Annotated in this window: 17 protein-coding genes and 1 pseudogene; 11 read left to right on the top strand and 7 right to left on the bottom strand. The window is 72.3% G+C overall.

Going from position 1 to position 22,043, the window contains the following annotated elements; all coding sequences use genetic code 11:
* Positions 1-9: 9 nt before the first annotated feature.
* The 6 genes from infB (at position 10) to H0H10_RS24445 (ending at position 10,451) form a co-directional block, all read left to right on the top strand.
* Complete coding sequence (gene infB / locus H0H10_RS40780) at positions 10-3,018, top strand: translation initiation factor IF-2 (RefSeq protein WP_188183250.1); 3,009 nt, start codon at positions 10-12, stop codon at positions 3,016-3,018.
* Positions 3,019-3,199: 181 nt separating this feature from the next.
* Entirely contained in the window at positions 3,200-3,493 is a 294-nt protein-coding gene (locus H0H10_RS24465) for a DUF503 domain-containing protein (protein WP_188183249.1), read from the top strand.
* Positions 3,494-3,538: 45 nt separating this feature from the next.
* Positions 3,539-3,994 (top strand): 30S ribosome-binding factor RbfA, encoded by a 456-nt coding sequence (gene rbfA / locus H0H10_RS24460; protein WP_188183248.1) that lies wholly within the window; start codon positions 3,539-3,541, stop codon positions 3,992-3,994.
* A complete protein-coding gene (truB, locus tag H0H10_RS24455; RefSeq protein WP_188183247.1) occupies positions 3,991-4,896 on the top strand; it encodes a tRNA pseudouridine(55) synthase TruB in 906 nt (301 codons plus the stop codon). Before rbfA ends, truB begins: the two co-directional genes overlap by 4 nt.
* Before the next feature lie 457 nt (positions 4,897-5,353).
* On the top strand, positions 5,354-9,361 hold the full coding sequence (locus tag H0H10_RS24450; RefSeq protein WP_223180358.1) for a trypsin-like peptidase domain-containing protein: 4,008 nt from the start codon (positions 5,354-5,356) through the stop codon (positions 9,359-9,361).
* Positions 9,362-9,503: 142 nt separating this feature from the next.
* Positions 9,504-10,451: a bifunctional riboflavin kinase/FAD synthetase gene (locus H0H10_RS24445; protein ID WP_188183245.1), complete on the top strand. Its 948-nt coding sequence runs from the start codon at positions 9,504-9,506 to the stop codon at positions 10,449-10,451.
* Between the two features lie 76 nt (positions 10,452-10,527).
* Here H0H10_RS24445 and H0H10_RS24440 read toward each other — a convergent pair whose 3' ends face one another.
* The 3 genes from H0H10_RS24440 to eccE all read right to left on the bottom strand — a co-directional run bounded on the left by H0H10_RS24440 (position 10,528) and on the right by eccE (position 15,781).
* A complete protein-coding gene (locus tag H0H10_RS24440) occupies positions 10,528-13,413 on the bottom strand; it encodes an SCO5717 family growth-regulating ATPase (RefSeq protein ID WP_188183244.1) in 2,886 nt (961 codons plus the stop codon).
* A gap of 287 nt (positions 13,414-13,700) precedes the next feature.
* Positions 13,701-14,474, bottom strand: coding sequence for a hypothetical protein (locus H0H10_RS24435; protein WP_188183243.1), 774 nt, complete (start codon positions 14,472-14,474; stop codon positions 13,701-13,703).
* Positions 14,474-15,781 carry a type VII secretion protein EccE gene (eccE, locus tag H0H10_RS24430; RefSeq protein WP_188183242.1) on the bottom strand — a complete coding sequence of 436 codons (1,308 nt, stop codon included), beginning with the start codon at positions 15,779-15,781 and terminating at the stop codon, positions 14,474-14,476. Before eccE ends, H0H10_RS24435 begins: the two co-directional genes overlap by 1 nt.
* Before the next feature lie 228 nt (positions 15,782-16,009).
* Between eccE and eccB the strand changes: the two genes are divergently transcribed.
* The 4 genes from eccB (at position 16,010) to H0H10_RS40190 (ending at position 19,156) form a co-directional block, all read left to right on the top strand.
* On the top strand, positions 16,010-17,539 hold the full coding sequence (eccB, locus tag H0H10_RS24425; protein WP_188183241.1) for a type VII secretion protein EccB: 1,530 nt from the start codon (positions 16,010-16,012) through the stop codon (positions 17,537-17,539).
* Positions 17,540-17,676: 137 nt separating this feature from the next.
* The gene (gene mycP / locus H0H10_RS24420) at positions 17,677-18,861 is read left to right on the top strand and encodes a type VII secretion-associated serine protease mycosin (protein WP_223180363.1); all 1,185 of its coding nucleotides are present in this window, start codon (positions 17,677-17,679) and stop codon (positions 18,859-18,861) included.
* The gene (locus H0H10_RS40195) at positions 18,858-19,016 is read left to right on the top strand and encodes a hypothetical protein (protein ID WP_223180356.1); all 159 of its coding nucleotides are present in this window, start codon (positions 18,858-18,860) and stop codon (positions 19,014-19,016) included. Before mycP ends, H0H10_RS40195 begins: the two co-directional genes overlap by 4 nt.
* The gene (locus tag H0H10_RS40190; protein WP_223180355.1) at positions 19,013-19,156 is read left to right on the top strand and encodes a hypothetical protein; all 144 of its coding nucleotides are present in this window, start codon (positions 19,013-19,015) and stop codon (positions 19,154-19,156) included. Before H0H10_RS40195 ends, H0H10_RS40190 begins: the two co-directional genes overlap by 4 nt.
* Before the next feature lie 113 nt (positions 19,157-19,269).
* Here H0H10_RS40190 and H0H10_RS24410 read toward each other — a convergent pair whose 3' ends face one another.
* The 4 genes and pseudogenes from H0H10_RS24410 to H0H10_RS41295 all read right to left on the bottom strand — a co-directional run bounded on the left by H0H10_RS24410 (position 19,270) and on the right by H0H10_RS41295 (position 21,096).
* Entirely contained in the window at positions 19,270-19,803 is a 534-nt protein-coding gene (locus H0H10_RS24410) for a hypothetical protein (protein WP_188183240.1), read from the bottom strand.
* The gene (locus tag H0H10_RS24405; protein ID WP_188183239.1) at positions 19,800-20,375 is read right to left on the bottom strand and encodes a hypothetical protein; all 576 of its coding nucleotides are present in this window, start codon (positions 20,373-20,375) and stop codon (positions 19,800-19,802) included. Before H0H10_RS24405 ends, H0H10_RS24410 begins: the two co-directional genes overlap by 4 nt.
* Complete coding sequence (locus tag H0H10_RS41300) at positions 20,348-20,626, bottom strand: hypothetical protein (RefSeq protein ID WP_223180354.1); 279 nt, start codon at positions 20,624-20,626, stop codon at positions 20,348-20,350. Before H0H10_RS41300 ends, H0H10_RS24405 begins: the two co-directional genes overlap by 28 nt.
* Positions 20,623-21,096 (bottom strand): annotated as a pseudogene (locus H0H10_RS41295) (hypothetical protein). The gene H0H10_RS41300 and the pseudogene H0H10_RS41295 overlap by 4 nt, the downstream one beginning before the upstream one ends.
* A 494-nt stretch (positions 21,097-21,590) precedes the next feature.
* Here H0H10_RS41295 and H0H10_RS24390 point away from each other — a divergent pair.
* On the top strand, positions 21,591-22,043 hold the full coding sequence (locus tag H0H10_RS24390) for a DUF2563 family protein (RefSeq protein ID WP_188183238.1): 453 nt from the start codon (positions 21,591-21,593) through the stop codon (positions 22,041-22,043).

Raw genomic sequence — 22,043 nt, 5'->3', positions numbered from 1 at the left:
AGGAGCGAAGTGGCTAAGGTCCGGGTCTACGAACTCGCCAAGGAGTTCGGCGTGGAGAGCAAGGTCGTCATGGCCAAGCTCCAGGAACTCGGTGAATTCGTCCGTTCGGCGTCTTCGACGATCGAAGCGCCCGTAGTACGCAAGCTGACCGACGCCTTCCAGCAGGGCGGTGGCAACGGCAAGTCCGCCAAGCCCGCCCCCCGCAAGGCGACCCCCAGGCCCGCCGCGCCCTCCCCGGCGCAGGCGGCACGTCCGGCTGCCCCGCGGCCGGCCGCACCCAAGCCGCCGGCTGCCCAGCAGCCCGCGGCCCCCTCGGCGCCCGCGCCGGCCCCCGGCCCGCGTCCGACGCCGGGTCCCAAGCCGGCTCCGCGTCCGGCACCGGCCGCGCCCGAGTTCACCGCGCCGCCGTCGGCCCCGGCCCCGTCCGGCCCGAAGCCCGGCGCGCGTCCCGGCGCCCCCAAGCCCGGTGGCCGTCCGGCCGGTGCTCCCGGCCAGGGCCAGCAGGGCGGCCAGGGCCGTCCCGGTGGCCAGCGTCCCGGCGCCCCGGCGCCGCGTCCCGGCGGCCGTACCGCCGGCCCGCGTCCGGGCAACAATCCCTTCACCTCCGGTGGCAACGCCGGCATGGCGCGCCCGCAGGCGCCCCGTCCGCAGGGCGGCCCGCGTCCCGGTCCCGGTGCCCCCGGCGCCGGCCCGCGTCCGCAGGCTCCGGGCGGCCAGGGCGGCGGCCCGCGTCCCCAGGCTCCGGGCGGTCCCCGTCCGACCCCGGGCTCGATGCCGCGTCCGCAGGGCGGTCCGGGCGGTCCCCGTCCGGGTGGCCCGCGTCCGAACCCCGGCATGATGCCGCAGCGTCCCGCTGCCGGCCCGCGTCCCGGCCCCGGTGGCGGTCGTGGCCCGGCCGGTGCCGGTCGTCCCGGCGGTGCCGGTCGTCCGGGCGGCGGCTTCGCCGGCCGTCCCGGCGGCGGTGGCGGCGGTCGTCCCGGTGGCGGCGGCGGTTTCGCCGGCCGTCCCGGTGGTGGCGGCGGCGGCTTCGGCGGCGGCGGTGGCCGTCCCGGCTTCGGCGGTCGTCCCGGCGGTCCCGGTGGCCGTGGTGGCACGCAGGGCGCCTTCGGCCGTCCCGGCGGTCCCGCGCGTCGCGGCCGCAAGTCGAAGCGGCAGAGGCGCCAGGAGTACGAGGCCATGCAGGCCCCGTCGGTCGGCGGCGTGATGCTGCCTCGCGGCAACGGCGAGACCATTCGCCTGTCGCGCGGTGCGTCGCTCACCGACTTCGCGGAGAAGATCAACGCCAACCCGGCGTCGCTCGTCGCGGTCATGATGAACCTCGGCGAGATGGTCACCGCGACCCAGTCGGTCTCCGACGAGACGCTGGAGCTCCTGGCGAGCGAGATGAACTACACGGTTCAGATCGTCAGCCCGGAGGAGGAGGACCGCGAGCTCCTCGAGTCCTTCGACCTCGAGTTCGGTGAGGACGAGGGCTCCGAGGAGGACCTGGTCGTCCGTCCGCCGGTGGTCACCGTCATGGGTCACGTCGACCACGGAAAGACCCGACTGCTCGACGCCATCCGCAAGACGAACGTCATCGCGGGCGAGGCCGGCGGCATCACCCAGCACATCGGTGCCTACCAGGTCACGACCGAGGTCAACGAAGAGGATCGCAAGATCACCTTCATCGACACCCCGGGTCACGAGGCGTTCACCGCCATGCGTGCCCGTGGTGCGAAGTCGACCGACATCGCGATCCTGGTCGTCGCGGCCAACGACGGCGTCATGCCGCAGACGGTCGAGGCGCTCAACCACGCCAAGGCGGCCGACGTCCCGATCGTCGTCGCGGTCAACAAGATCGACGTCGAGGGCGCCGACCCGACCAAGGTGCGCGGTCAGCTGACCGAGTACGGCCTGGTGGCCGAGGAGTACGGCGGCGACACGATGTTCGTCGACATCTCCGCCAAGCAGGGTCTGCACATCGACTCGCTGCTGGAGGCCGTGATCCTCACGGCCGACGCCTCGCTCGACCTGCGGGCCAACCCGAACCAGGACGCGCAGGGCATCTCGATCGAGTCCCGTCTCGACCGCGGCCGCGGTGCCGTGGCGACGGTCCTCGTCCAGCGAGGCACCCTCCGGGTCGGCGACACGATGGTGGTGGGCGACGCCTACGGCCGCGTCCGCGCCATGCTCGACGACAACGGCAACAACGTCGCCGAGGCGGGTCCGTCCACGCCGGTCCAGGTGCTGGGTCTGACCAACGTCCCGGGTGCCGGTGACAACTTCATCGTGGTCGAGGAGGACCGTACGGCCCGCCAGATCGCGGAGAAGCGCGCCGCCCGCGAGCGGAACGCCGCGTTCGCCAAGCGCACGCGCCGCGTGTCGCTGGAGGACCTGGACAAGGTGCTGAAGGCCGGCGAGGTCCAGCAGCTGAACCTGATCATCAAGGGCGACGCGTCCGGATCGGTCGAGGCTCTGGAATCCTCCCTGCTCCAGCTGGACGTCGGCGAAGAGGTCGACATCCGCGTCCTGCACCGCGGCGTCGGTGCGGTCACGGAGTCCGACATCGACCTGGCGATGGGCTCCGACGCCATCGTGATCGGCTTCAACGTGCGCGCCGCCGGGCGTGCGCAGCAGATGGCCGAGCGCGAGGGTGTGGACGTCCGGTACTACTCGGTCATCTACCAGGCGATCGAGGAGATCGAGGCGGCCCTCAAGGGCATGCTCAAGCCGGAGTTCGAAGAGGTCGAGCTCGGTACGGCGGAGATCCGCGAGGTCTTCCGCTCGTCCAAGCTGGGCAACATCGCCGGTGTACTCATCCGCTCCGGCGAGGTCAGGCGCAACACCAAGGCGCGCCTGCTGCGCGACGGCAAGGTCATCGCGGAGAACCTCACCATCGAGGGTCTGCGTCGCTTCAAGGACGACGTCACCGAGATCCGTGAAGGCTTCGAGGGCGGTATCAACCTCGGAAACTTCAACGACATCAAGGTCGACGACGTCATCGCGACCTACGAGATGCGCGAGAAGCCGCGGGTGTGACACCCCACGGCTCCGGCCGGCCGGCGGGAACTGCTCCCGCCGGCCGGCCGGCCGCTGTCTGCGGCACCGCCGGGAAACCCCGTCGAGACGGCGGCGGGATCGCGGTACCGTTCTTGATGTCCCTGCCCACACCGACGGCAGGACCATCGACCCCGTACCGGCGGGCAACCCGGTCACACACATGTACGTGGGGACTCTGTCCTTCGACCTGCTCCTCGGCGACGTCCACTCGCTGAAGGAGAAGCGCTCCGTCGTCCGCCCGATCGTCGCCGAGCTCCAGCGCAAGTACGCGGTGAGCGCGGCCGAGGTGGACCACATGAACCTCCACCGGCGGGCCGTCATCGGCCTCGCCGCGGTCTCCGGCGACGCGGCACACCTGTCCGGCCTGCTGGACCGGTGCGAACGGCTGGTCGCCGGCCGCCCCGAGGTGGAACTGCTGTCCGTCAGACGGCGCTTCCACGGCGAAGACGACTAGAGCACACCACAGAACGCAGAAGAAGAAAGAACGGGAGACGGACCAGTGGCCGACAACGCGCGGGCGAAAAGGCTGGCGGACCTCATCCGAGAGGTGGTGGCCCAGAAGCTGCAGCGCGGGATCAAGGACCCGCGGCTCGGCTCGCACGTCACCATCACGGACACCCGGGTGACGGGTGACCTGCGGGAGGCGACCGTCTTCTACACGGTGTACGGGGACGACGAGGAGCGCAAGGCCGCCGCCGCGGGCCTGGAGAGCGCCAAGGGCATCCTGCGCTCCGAGGTCGGCAGGGCGGCAGGCGTGAAGTTCACGCCGACCCTGACCTTCGTCATGGACGCCCTGCCGGACACCGCCCGGACCATCGAGGACCTCCTCGACAAGGCGCGCCAGTCCGACGCGAAGGTGCGCGAGGCGTCCGCGGGAGCCGCGTACGCCGGTGGGGCGGACCCGTACAAGAAGCCGGGCACCGAGGACGACGAGACGGACGACACCACCGAATGACCGCCAAGCACACCACGCCCGACGGCCTTGTCATCGTCGACAAGCCGTCGGGCTTCACTTCGCACGACGTCGTCGCCAAGATGCGGGGCATCGCGAAGACCCGGCGCGTCGGCCACGCCGGCACGCTCGACCCGATGGCCACGGGCGTCCTCGTCCTCGGCGTGGAGCGGGCCACCAAGCTCCTCGGGCACCTGGCCCTCACCGAGAAGGAGTACCTGGGCACCATCAGGCTCGGGCAGACGACGCTGACCGATGACGCCGAGGGCGAGATCACGGGGTCGGTGGACGCCTCGAAGGTCACCCGGGACGCCATCGACGCGGCCATCGCCAAGCTGACCGGCGACATCATGCAGGTGCCGTCCAAGGTCAGCGCCATCAAGATCAACGGCGTGCGCTCCTACAAGCGGGCCCGCGAGGGCGAGGAGTTCGACATCCCGGCCCGGCCGGTCACCGTCTCCTCCTTCGCGGTCTACGACGTCCGCGACGCCGTCGCCGAGGACGGCACCCCGGTGCTGGACCTGGTGGTGTCGGTGGTCTGCTCCTCCGGCACCTACATCCGGGCCCTCGCCCGTGACCTGGGCGCCGACCTGGGCGTCGGCGGCCACCTCACCGCCCTGCGGCGCACCCGCGTGGGCCCGTACAAGCTGGATTCGGCCAGGACGCTGGACCAGCTCCAGCAGGACCTGACCGTGATGCCGATCGCGGAGGCGGCCGGCGCGGCCTTCCCGCGCTGGGACGTGGACGCCAGGCGCGCGCGGCTGCTCACCAACGGCGTACGGCTGGACATGCCCGACGAGTACGCGGGAGCCGGTGCCGTCGCGGTCTTCGGGCCCGAGGGCCGGTTCGTCGCGCTGGTGGAGGAACACCGGGGCAAGGCCAAGAGCCTGGCCGTCTTCGGCTGAGGCCGGGCGCCGCCGGGGCGCCGCGGGCCCGAGCCCGAGCGGCCCGAGCAGCCCGAGTGCGTCCGGGGGCCGAGTGGCCAGTGGTCGAGAGGGCGATTGGCCGCAGGGGCCTCGGGAGGCCGAGCGGCCGCGAGGGCGATGGGCCGAGAGGGCGAGAGATCACAGGGCCGGGGCCGGACGGCCGGGCTTCCCCGGACCCACCCGTGGAGCGGCGGCCACGGGGACTTCCACTGGCGCCGCTCCACGGTCCCCCCTCGGTTCCCCCACCCCTAAGGTGTATCCATCAGCCTCACCCTGTTCACCCGTCCGGGCAGGCGCTCGGAGTGAAGCGGGGGAGCGGAAGGGGGCGCGTTCGCCACGCGATCTGTCCCGCCGATCACCGCCCACCTACCGTCGGACGCAGGGCACGGGTGTACGGCGGGGAGGTTCGACGATGGCGTCGCGGAACCGGTCCCGGATGACAGGCGGCAGCACACGACGACGGTCCCGGGACGGCCTCCGGGACCCGGACGACGGCACCCCGTCGTCCACCTGGGAGGAGGCCGCCGGGCGCGCACCGGACGACTCCCTGGTCCGCATCCACGACCTGGCCGGCCGCCCGCGCGGAACCGGATTCGTGGCCGACCACCACGGCACGGTGATCACCAGCCACGAGGCGGTCGACGGCCTGCCCCGGCTCGTCCTGCACGCCGGGGACCGCGGCCGCGTCGTCGCCGCCGGCGAGGTGACCCCGCTGCCCTCCCTCGGCCTGGCCCTCGTCCGCACCGAGGGCCTGGGCGTGGCCCCGCTGCCCGTCACCGCGCGGGACCGGATCGACGCCGGGACCTATGTCCGGATCGCGGCCGGATGCTGGCGCGAGGCACGGGTCCTGGGCACCACCGACGTCACCTACACGGCCACCGACCGCTTCCACGTCCTCGGCGGCGCCCTGGAACTCGCGGTGGGGACGTCCGGTCTGGACGCCCTGCGGCTGGGCGGCGGCGCGGCCGGCGGACCGGTGCTCGACGCCACCACCGGCGCGGTGCTCGGCGTCCTCGGCACCGCCCTGAGCTCGGGCCACCGCGACGTCGGCTTCGCGGTACCGCTGCGCCCCGCCCCCGGCCCCCTCGCCGAGCTGCTCGCCGAGAACGCGGCGACGGTCCCCGCGTACGGAGCCGACCTCAACCTGGCCGGCGTCCTCGAACTGGCGGGGACCGCGTCGGCCCAGGGCGGCCTGCCGGGGATGCCGGCAGGCCGCCCCGGAGCCGGTTCCGACGGCCTCGGCGCGGTGGAACCCGTGGAACGGCATGCGCCGGCCCGGGAGTTCGCCGCTTTCACCAGCCTTGGGAGTCCGGCCCGCGTCCTCGGACTCGTCGGGGCGCCCGGCAGCGGTCGTACGACCGAACTCGCGGCCCTCGCCGCCCGCCGCACCCGGGGCCCGGAGCCGGCGCCCACGCTGTGGCTGCGCGGCGCCGACCTGCGGGACGACGACACCTCGGTGGCGGACGCCGTACGCCGGTCGCTGTTCCGGGCCGCCCGCATCGTGGCCGCCGCCTCGCGCAGGTCGCTCCCGGCCGCCGACCCGGGCGACGTCACCCCGGACCGCCTCGCCCGTCTGGCCCGCACGGCCGGCCGCCCCCTGCTGCTCCTCCTGGACGGCCCGGAGGAGATGCCCCTGGCGCTGGCCCACCGCCTCCCCGCGTGGACGGAGGGCACGGCGGCATGGCTGCGGGAGACGGGCGCACGACTGGTCGTGGCGTGCCGGGCGGAGTACTGGGAGCACGCCGGTGCGGAATTCCCGCCGGAGCTGTTGCACGGGGCGTCCGGCGCGGGACAGCGGGGCGTGCCGACCGCCCCGGAGCCCGAGGCGGACACCGCACACCCACCGGCCGGTCCGGCCCTTGCGGAACCGGCTGGGCACCCGGCCGGCCCGGTCCAGTCCCCGGCCGGCCCGGTCCAGTCCCCGGTCGGCCCGGTCCAGTCCCCGGCCGGTCCGGCCGCAGCTGAGCCGCTGCCCGGAACGGCCGACGGGGAGGGGCGGGACGGGGCGGCCGTGGCCGAGCCGGTGACCGGGTCCGTGGCCGGAGGGCGGCTGCCCAGGGCTGCCGCCGCCGGGGAGCCGGTGACTCGATCCGTCGGCGGTGAGCCGGGGGTCGGGTCGGTCGGCGGGGCGTCGTCGTCCGGGGTGGTGGCGGGGGGCCGGGCGACGGGATCGGCGTGGGGGGAGCCGGAGGGCCGGTCCTTCGCCGGGGAGCCGGGGGCCGGGCAGTCGGCCGGTGGAGATCCGCTGCGTGGTCCGGCGGCCGGGGGACCGGTGCACGGAGGGGCCGGCGGTGTGCTGCCGCCCTGCGTCCGGCTCGGTGACCTGAGTGAGGACGAGGCCCGGCAGGCGCGCAGACGCCACCGTGTCCCCGAGGGCGCGCTGTCGGACGCCGACGGCCGTCACCCCCTCACCGTCCGCCTCCTCTCCGAGGTCTGGGCCGCCCTGCCGGATCCTCCGGCGCCCGTCCGCGTCGACCGGGACGAAGTCTTCGCGGCCTACCTCGACCTGCTGTGCCTGCGCGTCGCGGCCCGCCTGGCCCTGGAGAACGGCCTGTGCGGCACCGCCGTGCGCCGCCTCGCCGCGCTGGTCTGCGGCCAGGTCCACGAGGCCGCCCGGCGCAGTCTCGGGCCCGGGCAGGGCGAGCTGGACCGGGAGTCGTTCGAGGACGTGTTCCCCTGGGGGCCCGCGCCCGCCCGCCTCGGCGGCGGAACCGGCTGGGCCTCCGCCGTCCTGGCCGAGGGCCTCTTCGTACCCTCCGGGAGCGGCTACCGCTTCGGGCACGAGGAACTCGCCGACTGGATCCAGGGCATCCATCTCGATCTGGACGAGGCCCTGCGCGTCCTCGTCCACCGCCGAGGCACCGCGCCCGACGCCGGGTCCCTCCCCGTACCGCACCACCGCATCGGCCCCGTCGTCGAGGCCCTGCTGCTCCTCGCCCGCCAGCGGGGAACTCCACAACTCGCGTTGACCCTTGAGGAGTTGGTCGACGCCCTGGATGTCGAGCCGCAATCGTGGTGGGCGGCCCGGCTGGTCGCGGAGGTGCTGACGCGCGTACCCGACGCGACCCCGTACACGGAGGTGCTGCGGCTGCTCGCCGACGGCATCGCGGACCGGCGCGGTGAGGGACGGACCGTGCCGGCGGAGTTCGGGCCCGCCTTCTGGACCGCCCTGCGGCTGCCGGAGGACACCCGCTTCGACCTGCTTCGCCGGCTCGTCCTCGCCGACGGCCCGCCGCACGAGCCGGGCCCCCGCCACCTCGACACCGTCGCCCGGCTGCTCACCGCCGACCCCACGGCCGTACAGCCCCTCCTCGTCCGCTGGTTCGGCGACGAGCGCCCGCTGCCCGCCACCCCGCACGCGACCGTGGCGACGGCCGCGCAGGCACTGCTGCACACCCACCGCCACCGCGACCTGGACACCCTCACCGAGGTGCTCGTCGACAGCGCGCACCGGCGGGCCGAGGAACTGCTCGGCGTCCTGGCCGAGGACGAACCGGCCGCCCTGTGCCGGGCCGTCGACCGCTGGGCCCACGACGAGCGGCCCGCCCGGCGCACGGCGGCGGTGACCCACGGCCTGCGCGCTGCCCCGCACGTGCGCACCGACGACGACCGCGCCCTGCTGCGCCACGCCGCCCTCGCCCTGCTCGGCCGCCCCGCCGACACCGCACTGCACGGCGGTGCGCTCGCCCTGCTCGTCCAGGACCCGGCCGCCCGCGACCGCCACCTCCCGCGGGCCCTGCGCCACTTCGCCGCGGGCGATCCCTACCTCCCGCCGAGCGCGGTGGCGACCGCGCTGCCCACCCACCCGGAGCCCGTCCTCGAAGCCTTCCGGGCCCGCCTGTGCGGCGCGGACGCGGGAGAGGCGCTGCGCAGACTCGCCGACGCCACCACCCCCGAGCTGGCCCGCCGGGTCGCCGCGCTCGTCGGCGCCGCCGTGACCGAGCGACCGGAGACCGCCGGGCACGTGGCCGCCTACGTCGACCGGCGCCTGGACCAGGGCCCGGCCGCCGGCGCCGTACTCCTGCCGCTGGTCACCGGCCTGCTGGCCGACGGCCCGGAGCCCGCGCGGGCCGCGCTCGCCGGCGTTCTCGCCACCGAGGGCGCCCCCGCCTCCCGCCCCCTGCGCCGCGAGCTGCGCGAGTTCCTCCTGGCGCACGAACAGGACCCCGCCGTACTGGACGCCCTGCTGCGCGCCGTCGCCCAGGCCGGCGGCGGCGACGAGCTGCGCACCCTGGCCCACCGCACCGGTCTGCTCCTCGTCCGCACCCCGTACGGCGCCCTCCGCTTCGACCGCGCACTGGTCGACATGGCACGCCACATCCCCGGATTCGCTGCCCGTGTGAGCGGCTGGCTGGCCGACGCACCCCAGGAGTGGGCGGTGCTGGTGGGGCCCAGCGCACGCCGGACGATCGAGAACCTGGCCGGTGTGGGCGTCCCCGCATGACGCGACGGACCGCGTGCGCCCGGTCACAGCGCCCATGCCGATGCGGGCCGCGGGCGCACGGCATGGCACCCTTAGACCTGCGTGAGAAGCAACTACGGACACGGGTTCGACTTCGACGAGTTTGCGACAAGGAGCAGGCACAGTGCAGCGCTGGCGTGGCTTGGAGGACATCCCCGAGGACTGGGGGCGCAGCGTCGTCACCATCGGCTCCTACGACGGAGTCCACCGCGGGCACCAGCTGATCATCAAGCACGCCGTGGACCGCGCCCGTGAGCTGGGCGTTCCGGCCGTCGTCGTGACCTTCGACCCGCACCCCAGCGAGGTCGTCCGCCCCGGCAGCCACCCCCCGCTGCTCGCCCCGCACCACCGCCGCGCCGAACTGTGCGCCGAGCTGGGCGTGGACGCGGTGCTGATCCTGCCCTTCACGACCGAGTTCTCGAAGCTGTCCCCGGCCGACTTCGTGGTCAAGGTCCTGGTCGACAAGCTGCACGCCAAGGCCGTCGTCGAGGGCCCCAACTTCCGCTTCGGCCACAAGGCCGCGGGGAACGTGGAGTTCCTCACCGAGCAGGGCAAGGTGTACGACTTCGAGGTCGAGGTCGTCGACCTGTACGTGACCGGTGAGGCCGGCGGCGGCGAGCCGTTCTCCTCGACCCTGACCCGGCGCCTGGTCGCCGAGGGCGACGTCGAGGGCGCCGCGGAGATCCTGGGCCGGCCGCACCGCGTGGAGGGCGTGGTCGTCCGCGGTGCCCAGCGCGGCCGTGAGCTCGGCTTCCCGACGGCCAACGTCGAGACCCTTCCGCACACCGCGATCCCGGCCGACGGCGTCTACGCCGGCTGGCTGCACGCCCAGGGCGAGGCGATGCCGGCCGCGATCTCCGTCGGCACGAACCCGCAGTTCGAGGGCACCGAGCGCACGGTGGAGGCGTACGCCATCGACCGTGTGGGCCTCGACCTGTACGGCCTGCACGTTGCCGTGGACTTCCTGGCCTTCGTCCGCGGTCAGGCGAAGTTCGAGACGCTGGACGCGCTGCTGGAGCAGATGGGCGAGGACGTCAAGCGCTGCCGGGACCTGATCGCGGCGGCCGAGTAGGACGATTTCTTCACGACTCACGACGCCGAAGGGCGGCCGGTGCCGGTGGGCACCGGCCGCCCTTCGCCGTAGCTGGTTACTGCTGGGGCGGCGGGGGAGGCGTCTGTCCGTCCGGCTGCCCGGGCCCGCCCGGCTGCGGGTAGCCGTAACCGGGCTGTGGGTACGGCTGGGCGGGCGGCTGCCCGGGGTGCCCCGCCTGACCGGGCTGGGCGTAGGGCTGTCCGGGCTGCGGGTACGGCTGCTGGCCGGGCATGGGCTGGCCGGGCATCGGCTGGCCGGGCACGGGCTGACCTGGCAGCGGCTGTCCGGGGACCGGTTGTCCCGGCATGGGCTGCCCCGGCATGGGCGGCTGGCCGGAGAAGGGCTGGCCCGGCATCGGCGGGGCGGCCACCGGGGGCGGGTTGCCGTCGGACGTCCACAGGCCGTGCGACTGCTGGTGCCGGACGAAGTCCTCGGCGACCATCGCCGCGAGGTTGAAGTACGCCTCCCGCACCTTGGGTCGCATCATGTCGAGGTCGACCTCGGCACCGGCGGCCAGATGCTCGTCGAACGGCACCACGACGACGCCCCGGCACCGCGTCTGGAAGTGCGCCACGATGTCCTCGACCTTGATCATCTTGCCTGTCTCGCGGACCCCCGAGATCACGGTGAGGGACCGGGACACGAGATCGGCGTAGCCGTGCGCCGACAGCCAGTCCAGTGTCGTACTGGCGCTGCTCGCACCGTCCACGGACGGCGTCGAGATGATGATGAGCTGGTCGGCGAGGTCGAGCACGCCGCGCATGGCGCTGTAGAGCAGGCCGGTACCCGAGTCGGTGAGGATGATCGGGTACTGCTTGCCGAGCACGTCGATCGCGCGCCGGTAGTCCTCGTCGTTGAAGGTCGTGGACACGGCCGGGTCCACGTCGTTGGCGATGATCTCCAGGCCGGACGAGGCCTGGGAGGTGAACCGCCGGATGTCCATGTACGAGTTGAGGTACGGGATCGCCTGGACGAGGTCGCGGATGGTGGCACCGGTCTCGCGGCGCACCCGGCGGCCGAGCGTACCGGCGTCCGGGTTGGCGTCGATCGCCAGGATCTTGTCCTGCCGTTCGCTGGCGAGCGTGGAGCCGAGGGCGGTGGTGGTCGTGGTCTTGCCCACGCCGCCCTTGAGGCTGATGACGGCGATGCGGTAGCAGGACAGCACGGGCGTGCGGATCAGCTCCAGCTTCCGCTGCCGCTCGGCCTCCTCCTTCTTGCCGCCCAGCTTGAACCGCGAGCCGCCGGCCGCCGGGCGGCTGCTCTTCGCCTTCTGCCTCTTGTTGTTGAGCAGCCGGTCGGACGACAGCTCCACGGCGGCCGTGTAACCGAGCGGTGCGGCACCCGGGTTGGTGGGCTGGCGCTGGTCGTGCTGCATGGGCTGCGGCCAGGCGGCCCCTGCACGGGGGTCGACGGGCTGCTGGGGCGACTGGGGGTACTGGGGCGGAAGCGGCTGTCCGGGCTGGCCCGGCTGGCCGGGCTGAGTCGGATATCCGGGCTGACCCGGTTGCCCTGGTTGCCCCGGCTGTCCCGGTTGGCCGGGCTGTGCCGTGGGCTCGGGCTGCGTGGCCTGCGGAGCCTGCGGAGTCTGCCGGGGCTGTGGGGCGTGGGGGGCCTGCGGGGCTTGCGGGGCCTGGAGGGCGAATCCTTGCTGATCCGGCTGCGGGAAGCCGTAACCGGCAGGAGGGTTGGGGCCGGGGGCCGGGGCGCCGCCCGGCTGCTCGGCCTGCGGCTGCGGCGCCGAGGGAGGCGTCGGCATGGGGGACGGGAAGCCGTAGCCGGACTGGGGCGGTGCCTGCGCCGGCACCTGGTTCGGCGGCATCGGCGCGGCCGACGGGTTCCATGCGGCGGGCGCCGGCTGCGGCGCCTGCGGCTGGAAGGGCGGCTGCTGGGCGGGGACGGCCGGCTGCTCCGGAACGCCGGACGTCGGCTGGGGCTGCGGCTGCGCGGGCCACTGATTCGCCTGCGCGGGCGCTGCCGGGGGGTACGACGGCGGCAGCGGCGGCACTGCGCCCTGTGCCGTGGGCGAGGGCGTCCAGGCGGGCGGTGTGTCACCGGGCGCACCGGACCCGCCGCCAGGAACGGCGTCCTGCGGTGCGCTGTCGCCGGCGGGTACGGCGTCTGCGGGCGCCATGTCCTGGGGCTCGGGAGCTTCGCCCGGCGTGGCGGCCTGCTCCGCCTCGGAGGCTTCGACGGACACGGCACCGGACGACTCACCGACGACACCGTCGTCCGCGGGAGCGGAGCCGTCGGAATCGTCGGAACCTTCGGCCGGCTCAGCGGTCCCGGAGGCCCCGTCAGTCCCATCCGTCACGTCGTCGTGCTCATCGCCGTCGGCCACGGCCGCGGCGGTCCCGCCGTCCTCGTCCGTGTCCTCGGCATTGTCCTCCTCGGCCGCCTGCGGCGCCTCCTCGGCGGCCACACGTTCGGCGATCTCCCTCTTCAGCGCCACGGCGGAGAACCGCATGGTGGCACCGCTGTCGAGGTCGCCGTTGTCGGACTCCCGCTCCTCGGCGGGGGCGGGGACGGAGACGGGCCCCGGCTCCTGCTGCGCTTCCGCCTGTGCCTGCGGCTGCGGCTGCTGAGGCTCGAACCCGCTCCCCTCCGGAAGCCTGGGCACCCCGGTAGCCGCCGCGGGCGGCGGAGGCGTGAGCGCGGTGCCCGCGGCGGGCGGTGGCGGAGTGAAGGGCGCACTCGGCGTCGCCGCCGGGGGCGCGGGAGGGGAGGGAACGGCCCCCGGAGCCGCGCCCGAGGAATCCGCCGCCTGGCCGGGGCCCTGACCGAGGCCCTGCCCGGAACCGTTCGACGCGTTCTGGGTGTACCAGGCAGGTGGCGCGTAGTCGATGGTGAACTCGCCGGTCGCCTCGACTGCGGACTCCGCGTCGGGTTGGTCATCGCCGGGTGTCGCCCAGCCCCCGCGGATCCCGTCCCGATCGCTGCTCACAGTTCCTCCTGGTGTGGTCGAGCACACTCACGCGTGCTGGGGCGACCCTTGCTTGTCGTCGAATGCGTTCGAGGCCGTCCGAGGTCGTCCGATCAACCGGCTCTCCCCCTGGGACGCCGACGCCCGGTCCACGGGTTCTGGCGTCGCGCCGGGTCCCAGCCTAATCACCACATGCACCGCCCCGGCAGCCCCGGCCACCACTCCGCCCCCGCCGATGCCGGCACCCCGGAGCGAAGACGACCCCGAGGTCGTAACGGGCCGAGGCAAAAAGGTCGATAAGGAGCCGATCAGTCCATTCGGCGCGGAGTGCCCATCAAGCCGATCTCGGCATCCGTCGGTTGAGTCATCACGTACTGCCGGTCGCGTTCCGCGCACCACAGGGTGACGCCGTCGGCCAGCGTCGGCAGAGCCTCGTACTCGGCGCGGGGCAGCCCGGCCGTACGGCCGATCTCCGCCGCCTCCTCCGGCGAGACCCGCTGGACGCCCACCAGGCGGGCCTGACGCATCAACCGCGGTGCGACCGGGCTGAGATAGGGAAGAAGCGTGAGCACGGCCTGCCAGGGCGCCGACGTCACCCGCCCGCGCGGCGGCCGCATACCGCAGTCCCGGATCACCAGCACCGGGCTCACGGCGGAGGCGCCCAGCGGAGGAACCCGGCCCACCTCGTGCACGGTCATCCCGGACTGGCCACCACCCACCGCCTGCACGACCTGCGCCCAGTGCCCCGGTCTGCCGGTCTCCACCGCGACCCGCGCGCCCGTCGCCGCCACGCGCAGCGCCAGCACCTGTGCCGTCCACAGGCCGCCGATGAACAGGATGTCGAACGGCGTCGGACGGTTGACGCCGATGACGGCCGGTTGCCCCTCGGCGTTCACGCCCACCACGACCCCGTCGTCCCCGACGGGCAGGGCGAGCGAGTCGACCTGGGACAAGGACAGCGTGTGCCGCGGATGCCGGGGACCGAGGAGACCGAACCCGGTGCGCAGACGCTCCCGGAGGCCGGTGACGGGCTGCGTACCGGCGGCCGGGTCGGCGGCCGGCGTCGATGCGGTCGTGGCCATCAGCGGGCACCTCCGAGCGGCAGAGTGGCGAGGACACCGGGCAGTTGCTCACGGTCCAGGCGGACGAGGCCGGTACGCACCTCACGCGCGGCACGCTCCAGACTCCGGCGCGCGTCCGCCAGCTCGGTGCTGCTGCGGCCGGTGACCCGCACGTGCCCGGTGAGCGTCACGTCCCGCTGCCCGCTGCGGGCCAGGGTCACGCTGAAGGTCGTCGCCAGCGCGGGAACCGCCGTCAACTGGGCCACCAGTTGCGGCAGTCCCATGCCGGAGCCGCCGAGCTGGGGCCAGCGCCGGACCCAGTAGGTGGTGTGCCGCCGGTTGTCGCAGCGCCAGCTGCGGCTGGACTCCTCGGTGCGCCGCCGGGGCGTGTCACCCTGCCCGAGCTGCGCGGTCACCATCGGGTTGGCACACACCGAGGTGGCGATGGCGGCCGACAGCTCCTCCTCCGTCAGCAGGTTCGCCCGGAATCCGGCACCCGTCAGCCTGCTGGCCAGGTGCTCCGCCGACCGCACGAGGCACTTCTGGGCCCCGAGGAGCCCGCCACCCCGCGCCGCCACCGCCTCGGGGCACAGCTCGGGATCGAGCTTCAGCGCGATCCACATGATGCGGACGGCCGGCGAGACCGTCTCCGCCTGCAGCTGGGCGTAGTTGGTCACCACGACCGACTGCCACGGCAGGTGGGGCGCGGGCGCGGGCTGCGTGTGCAGCACGATCTGCGCCGACTCCAGACGGATACCGTCCACGTCGAGCGCGTCCCGCACCAGGGCGAGGGGAAGGGGTCTGATCCCGCGCTCGGCGCGCAGCGCACCGGCGTCGGCCTCCACCTGGAGCACGGCCGTGAGGAAGCCTCCGTCGCCCACCATGCCCACCGGCCGCCGGTCGTGCTCGTCACGGTGGCGGTAGGTGTACGTGCGCAGGTTCGGCTCGCACTCCACGGCGGGGACCAGACTGGCGTCGACGCCGGGCGGTACGGGGGTGCCAGGCGCCCGGCGGAGGCGGGCGCGCAGGGCCAGTTGGCTGCCCAGCCACTCCGGCAGCGAGCGCCCCCGCCGGCGTACGAGGGCGAGCAGGACGAGAACGACCGCGACGACGGCCGCCGGCACCAGGGCGAGCCGGCCGATGAGCCAGCCGCACACCACCAGCGCGGCGGCCAGCTCCAGCAGCACCATCCGCTTCAGCGCGAACGAGCCGCCCCGCCCCGAACGCGCCTGCAGGTGCGGAGTGACAGGACCCCGCGCCGCCGGCGCCGCGGCGGACCGTCGTGCCGCGAATTGCGATCGCGACCGGGTCCGCGGTGCGGAAGCCATCACTGCAAAACCCCCGAACTCTCCCGAAAAAGACCGCACTCAGCAGGCGGCAAGGCTTCAGCACCCTACCCGTGCCGCACACACCACTGCGCAACAGGCATAGTAGGTGCCCGGTCTGACAGCCGAGGTTCCAGAGGCAGCCGGGGGCCGCGGGGCGGAGCTCCGCCGACCCTCCACCGACACTGCACCTGACCTCCACGGCTTCGTACGGGGAGAGAACGAACACAGATGGCATCACGGCGCGATGAACTGAACGCCTACACCTTCGCGAAGCGCCGCACGCTCGCGTCCTTCCTGCAACCCTCGCCCTCGGGCTCGGAGGAGGGCGCTCCCAAGCCGCTCAGGGCGGTCGTGCCCGGCGCCGTCGTCGGCGTGGTCGTCCTCGCCGTGTTCGGAGCGATCGGCCTCTTCAGCCCGACGGCGCCGAAGGGCTGGGACGACCCCGGGGAGCACGTCATCGTGGCCAGCGACTCGACCACCCGCTACGTCGTCCTCAAGACGGCCGGGAAGAAGCAGCTCCACCCCGTCCTCAACATGGCCTCGGCCAGGCTCCTCCTGGACCCGGACAAGAACAGCGTCATCACCGTCGACGAGAAGGTCCTCGACAGCGGCAAGCCCCCGCACGGCGCCACCATCGGCATCCCCTACGCACCCGATCGCCTGCCCTCGTCCGACGAGGCGGAGAAAGCCAAGCGCTGGGCGGTCTGCGAGCGCCCCGGACCCGGCGGCCGGGCCATCCAGAAGGCGGCGTTCGTCCTCGCCGAGAAGGAGTGGTCCAGGACCGAGGGCTCGGGCAAGCTGTCCGGCGGCGACCTGATGTACGTCGTCGGCCCCGACGGCAAGTCCCAGTACGTCGTCGACTCGCGCGGCTACGCCTACCCGCTGGCCGACCCCGCCGACAAGGAACTCCTCAAGGCCCTCGACACGCAGGGCCGCGCCCCGCAGCGCGTCTCCCAGGACTGGCTGGACACCCTCCACAAGGGCGACCCGATCGCCATCCCGGAGATCACCGGGACACCGGGCGCGGACGCGGGAGCCTCCGACATGCTCGGGCAGTACGACAAGGTGGGCATGGTCATCAAGGCCTACGACGGCAGCCGCATGCAGTACTACGTCGTCCTGAGCGGCAGCGTGGCCCGCATCTCGGAGTTCACCGCCACCCTGCTGCTCAACAGCGGCGACCTCGTCGGCGTCGGGCAGACGGGCGAGGCGCAGCAGGTCAGCCCCGGCGCGGTCGTCGACAGCACCGAGTTCGAGGGGGAGCGGAACTGGCCGTCGTACCGGCCGAAGACGGTCAACGGCGCCACCGCCACGGCCACCACCGCCCGCACCACCGTCTGCAACGTCCTGCGCTCGGTGAACGCCAAGAACGGGGCGACGACGCTGTCCACCTGGGCGGGCACCGACTTCCCCGCCCAGTTGCCCACCGGATCCTCCAGCGCGTACGTGACCCCGGGATCCGGCCAGCTCTACCGGCAGTTCCAGGGCACCGAGACCGACGCGGGCGGGGTCTTCCTGGTCACCGACACGGGCCTGCGCTACGCCCTGCAGTCCAACAGCGACAGCGCGACGGACGACAAGGGCATCGGAACCTCCGACAAGCAGCGTGAGCAGCAGCTCACCGAGGCCCGCATCGCCCAGACCCGGCTCGGCTACGACAAGGTGAACCCCTCACCCGTCCCGGTGCAGTGGTCCACCTTCCTGCCCACCGGTCCGCGCCTGTCGGAGGCGGCGGCGCGGCAGCCGCAGGGTTCTTAGCCGCCGTGGCCTCCCAGGAGAGCGAAGACATGCAGGTCATGCTGAAGAAGAACCGCTCCGTGCGCCCGCACCGCAACGGCATGCTCCCGCGGACGGCGGCGGCGCTGCTCGCCACGGCACTCCTCACCGGAGCGACGATGTGCGCGCTCCCGGCCCCCGAGGCGCGGGCGGAGGACGGCGGGCGGTGCACGTTCCCGTCGAAGAAGTACGAAGGCCGGCCGTGGGCGCTGCAACGCGTCAACCTCGACGAGCTGTGGGCGCAGTCGAAGGGCAAGGGCGTGAGCGTGGCGGTGATCGACACCGGCGTCGACGTGAAGAACCCCCAGCTCACCGACGCCGTCGACGCCGCCAAGGGCAAGAACTACCTGCCGTCGAAGAACGCCAAGGGCGAGAAGATCGAGCGAGGCAACGCGCAGGGCACCACCGACACCGTCGGCCACGGCACGCGCGTGGCCGGCATCATCGCGGCACGGCCCGCGAAGGGCACCGGCTTCGTCGGCCTCGCCCCCGAGGCCACGATCATCCCCGTCAAGCAGAACGACGCGGAGGGCAACGGAACCGCGGCGACACTCGCCGCATCGATCCGCTACGCCGTCGAGGCCGGCGCCGACGTCATCAACATCTCCCAGGACACGGCGAACGCCGTCGAGCCCGACCCGAGCCTGAAGGCGGCCGTCGACTACGCCCTGGGCCGGCAGGTCGTGGTCGTGGCCTCCGCCGGCAACGACGGCCTCGGCGGCAACGTCAAGGTCACCTACCCGGCCTCCTACGACGGAGTCCTGGCCGTGGCGTCCTCCGACCGCAACAACGAACGCGCCTCCTTCTCCCAGTCGGGAGAGTTCGTGGGCGTCGCGGCCCCCGGCGTCGACATGATCTCCACGGTCCCCGGCAACGGCCACTGCTCGGACAACGGCACCAGCTTCTCGGCCCCCTACGTGGCCGCGGTCGCGGCGCTGCTGAAGGCCAAGTACCCCAAGTGGACGGCACGCCAGATCGTCGCCCAGATCGAGCAGACGGCGGAACGCTCGATCCCCGGCCACGACCGCCTCGTCGGCTGGGGCGTGATCGACCCGGTCAAGGCCCTCACGGACGTGGACCCCGCCCACCCGGTGGAGTCCCCGACCCCCGACAAGGGCGTGATCCCGGCCGAGGCCCCCTCCGTCGCCCCGGTGCACTTCGGCGAGACGGCCCAGGAACGCAACACCCGCGTGGCGACGTACGTGGTGGTCGGCGGCCTGGTCCTGGTGGCGGGCCTCACCGGCACAGCGATCGCAGCACGAGACGCCCGCCGCAGACACACCGGCCGCAGCAGCCGGCCATGACCAAGCTCTCGCTCACCACCTACGTCCTGGCCGCGACGGCCTGCGTCAAGGCCGACCGGGCCCGTTCCTGGGCGGCCTTCGTCGACGCACACGTCCTTCTGCTCGCCATGGCCGCGACCGGCATGGCGCAGCCGACGCCCCCCAGTTCGGCGTGACTGCCTCCCCGTCAGCCGCCAACACCACCGACTCCACCTACACGGTCACGGCCGCCGGCGCAGGAGTCTCCTTCTGCGTCGAGGTAAAGCTCACCCGCTCACCAGAGGACGACTACGAGTCACCGGGGGCGACGGGGTGACGGTACTGGGCTATGCGTATGCGGTGTCGAGCCGGGCAGGGACCTGCTGACGGCCTCGTTCGGACTGCTCCTGACCCGCGTTCAAGTACCCACGGGCACCAAGATTTGCAGGGCTACTGCGAGCCTGCCGTACATGCAGCCGACTCCTCGACTCTCTCGGTGTAAGAAGTGATGAGGCGCTTCATGGCATCGGCATCGCTGTGCTCCGATCCCTGTGCCTGAAGTGCCACATACAGCTCCTGCTTGTATCTGCGGTCCGTGCAGTTGCGTGTCTTGCCGAAACTCTCATTCCCGGAGAACCGGAATCGTCCCGAGTCAGCCGAGTGTTTGATTTCTTCCAGAGTTTGCCCTGCGAGAAAGTAGGCTGTTGTCTTTCCCTGAGCCACCCACGCCTGTGTAGCCGTCAGAACCAGAGTTCCATCGACGACCACATTGCAGATCTTCGTCCCGGCATGGTCTTCTTCGCTGACCTTTATCTGCTTGCCTGCGGGTAGGAATGGCGTGAGTTCCTTCGCGCTCACCGGCGTCCCGCACAGATCGTCAGGGACAGCGTAGTCACGCTCGGGCTTTTCGCTACTGCAGCCTGCAACCGCAGCCAGAACGATGATGGCGGCGAGGGGGAGTTTGATGGTTCGGTGACTGATCATGAGAACTCCGCGATGCTTCCGGGTGCCTGGCCCTCAAGGATTGCTCGAGCGTTGATATATCCCTGGCGGCTGGCCTCCCCGGCCGCCGATGCGGCGTCGCCTGCGTCTATCGTGTGGTACTTTTCGGCCGCTTCCCGCACGGCCAGCTGTGTGATGTCCTTCCCTCGCACCATGCCTTGCTGCCAGTACTGGCCGCCAGTGCTCTGGGCATCCTCCTTGGCCTTTCCTTCGGCGTCCTCGAAAAGTTCCTCGAGGACAACGCTCGTCACAGTCCCGGCCCCACCGCCGACTGCGGCCCCCGCCCAAGGTGTTGCGATAAAGGACGTGCCTACTCCGACCACGGTGCCTACCGCGCCGGAGATCAGATTCTTGCGCTGAGCAATCGCATGTTCGAATCCCTTGTCCTTGTCCGACGCCTCATCGCCGATGAAATCCTGGGCGCCGAGTCCGAGTGTTCCTGATACTTCTCCAGATCGTCCTGCGATCTGCTCGACAAGCAATTGATAGTTGTCAGAGACTCGACGGTCCGCCGGGAGGTCTGGGTTCAAGTGGTAATCCATGAGTTTGCCCATGTAGTTTTTTTGACCAACCTCGACGGCGGCATACGCCTCCGGGTTCCGACCGAGGGTCGGTAGCCCGTCAGAGGGTCGGCGCCGCTGTCCTCTCCGATCCGGTTGAGCCACGGAGTCGCGGGGCTGTTGCGCCAGGCGAGGTTCCCGTGTTCCCCGTTGCCAGTCAGCTTGCGCTCGGTCGCCATGAGCTTCGTGTCGTAGTCCTTGAGGAACCGGTCGTCGTAGTCGCCAGTCCGCATCAGGTTGCTCATGACCTGGAATCCCATGGGGCCACCACGATCGCCGTAGAGCGGCTTGTCGCCGACGTTGACCATCGTGTCGCCAGGAGCCCCGACCGCTCGTCGAACCCGGCGTCCAGCGCGGCGATACTGCTCTTTCTGGCGCTGGATGTAACCCTCGTCCCCGTCGTGCACCTTCTTCATGACACGCATATGGTTCGAAATGTGAGCACACGCGTCCATCAGGGACTTGAGGTGCTCTTCCCGGCGATTTGATACATGCTTGAGCCCTGCCCCGAGCGCGAAACCCTGCTTGGGCATGTCGGGGTTGAACGCCGCTGTACCGATGCTGGTGAGACCGTCGTTCGCGACCTTGAGGTTCCCGTAGGTGGCCGGCGCACGGCCGGCCCGCCGCCACCCACCTGATTCAACTGCATGTGGTATGAGCCCCGTTGGAGCTGCAGCGCATCCGCCTTGAGCAGTTCCCACTCACCCCACGCCATGAGTGGCTACCTCCCCCGTGTGCAGACCGCTGGCTGCCTGGCCGGGTCCAATGGTGTCGTGCAGTCTCCGGACGTCGACACAAGTTAGCAACTGGTCCCATAGGCCCTTCGTGTACCGGATGCAGGCCGATTGCGGAGGTGAAGTTTTTGCGGAGACGTGTGCGTACCCGTTCGTTGGAACAGGGCTGAATGCCACCTCGGCGGGCTCGCCGCACGCTTGCCGTGCGCGTCGGTGACGGGTCGCAGGCAACGCTGCGGGACGGGTCACTCTGCCGAGGGAAGTCATTCGCGGGCGGCCGTCGGTCACCAAGTCGGTCAAAGTGGCACGTCCGAGACGCCGTTGTAACTGGACCAGCACACATCACGGTTGGCCCTGTCGTACCGGTTGACTACAGTAGTGATCGCATGGTGCGCCGCGTCTCGCTTTGCGATCGCGGGGGCGGTCGATCAGCCGGCTACGCCATGGGTCTACGGGGAAACGGGGAGGGAGTGACGTGCTTCCAGCGGACATGGTGGGGGGCGTGTCGGCCGCCAGGGCGGCGAACCTGGAGGTCACCGGCGAGGCGCTGAGCGCGTTCGTGAAGCGGGTGGACGGAGTCCTGCGTGACCTCGAGGGGTCTCCCGGCAACCCGACGAGAGTCGGTGCCCAGACGATCAAACAGGGCTCGCTGGCCAGCGGAAGCGTAAGCCGCTTCCCCGAGGCCCTTGACCTCTACCTGGAGTACAACCGGGTTCACGAGAAGCTCACCTCTCTCTCCAAGATGCTGCACCTGCAGATCGAAGCGATCGGCATCGCCGTGCAGGGCGCGCACGTGGGCTTCGACAACCTCGAAGAGGAGCAGCGTCGTCGCTTCTGGGCGATTCAGACGCAGATCGAGGCGATTCAGGACGCGGACGGCGGCAAGCAGCGCGGCGCTCAGAGTGACACGACCACCGGGGACCTGTGA

Origin of the sequence: Streptomyces griseicoloratus (assembly GCF_014534645.1) — a bacterium.
In the GTDB taxonomy this organism is placed as follows: Bacteria; Actinomycetota; Actinomycetes; order Streptomycetales; family Streptomycetaceae; genus Streptomyces; species Streptomyces griseicoloratus.
The sequence above is the reverse complement of the archived record's forward strand: the minus strand, read 5'-3'. Positions and strand labels throughout refer to the sequence as shown.

Bases quoted from the DNA above. Each gene is read 5' to 3' on its own strand.
- H0H10_RS24465 (WP_188183249.1), top strand. From the start codon at position 3,200: ATGTACGTGGGGACTCTGTCCTTCGACCTGCTCCTCGGCGACGTCCAC.
- truB (WP_188183247.1), top strand. From the start codon at position 3,991: ATGACCGCCAAGCACACCACGCCCGACGGCCTTGTCATCGTCGACAAG.
- H0H10_RS24450 (WP_223180358.1), top strand. From the start codon at position 5,354: ATGACAGGCGGCAGCACACGACGACGGTCCCGGGACGGCCTCCGGGAC.
- H0H10_RS24435 (WP_188183243.1), bottom strand. From the start codon at position 14,474: ATGGCCACGACCGCATCGACGCCGGCCGCCGACCCGGCCGCCGGTACG.
- eccE (WP_188183242.1), bottom strand. From the start codon at position 15,781: ATGGCTTCCGCACCGCGGACCCGGTCGCGATCGCAATTCGCGGCACGA.
- eccB (WP_188183241.1), top strand. From the start codon at position 16,010: ATGGCATCACGGCGCGATGAACTGAACGCCTACACCTTCGCGAAGCGC.
- mycP (WP_223180363.1), top strand. From the start codon at position 17,677: ATGTGCGCGCTCCCGGCCCCCGAGGCGCGGGCGGAGGACGGCGGGCGG.
- H0H10_RS40195 (WP_223180356.1), top strand. From the start codon at position 18,858: ATGACCAAGCTCTCGCTCACCACCTACGTCCTGGCCGCGACGGCCTGC.
- H0H10_RS24410 (WP_188183240.1), bottom strand. From the start codon at position 19,803: ATGATCAGTCACCGAACCATCAAACTCCCCCTCGCCGCCATCATCGTT.
- H0H10_RS24405 (WP_188183239.1), bottom strand. From the start codon at position 20,375: ATGGGCAAACTCATGGATTACCACTTGAACCCAGACCTCCCGGCGGAC.
- H0H10_RS41300 (WP_223180354.1), bottom strand. From the start codon at position 20,626: ATGAGCAACCTGATGCGGACTGGCGACTACGACGACCGGTTCCTCAAG.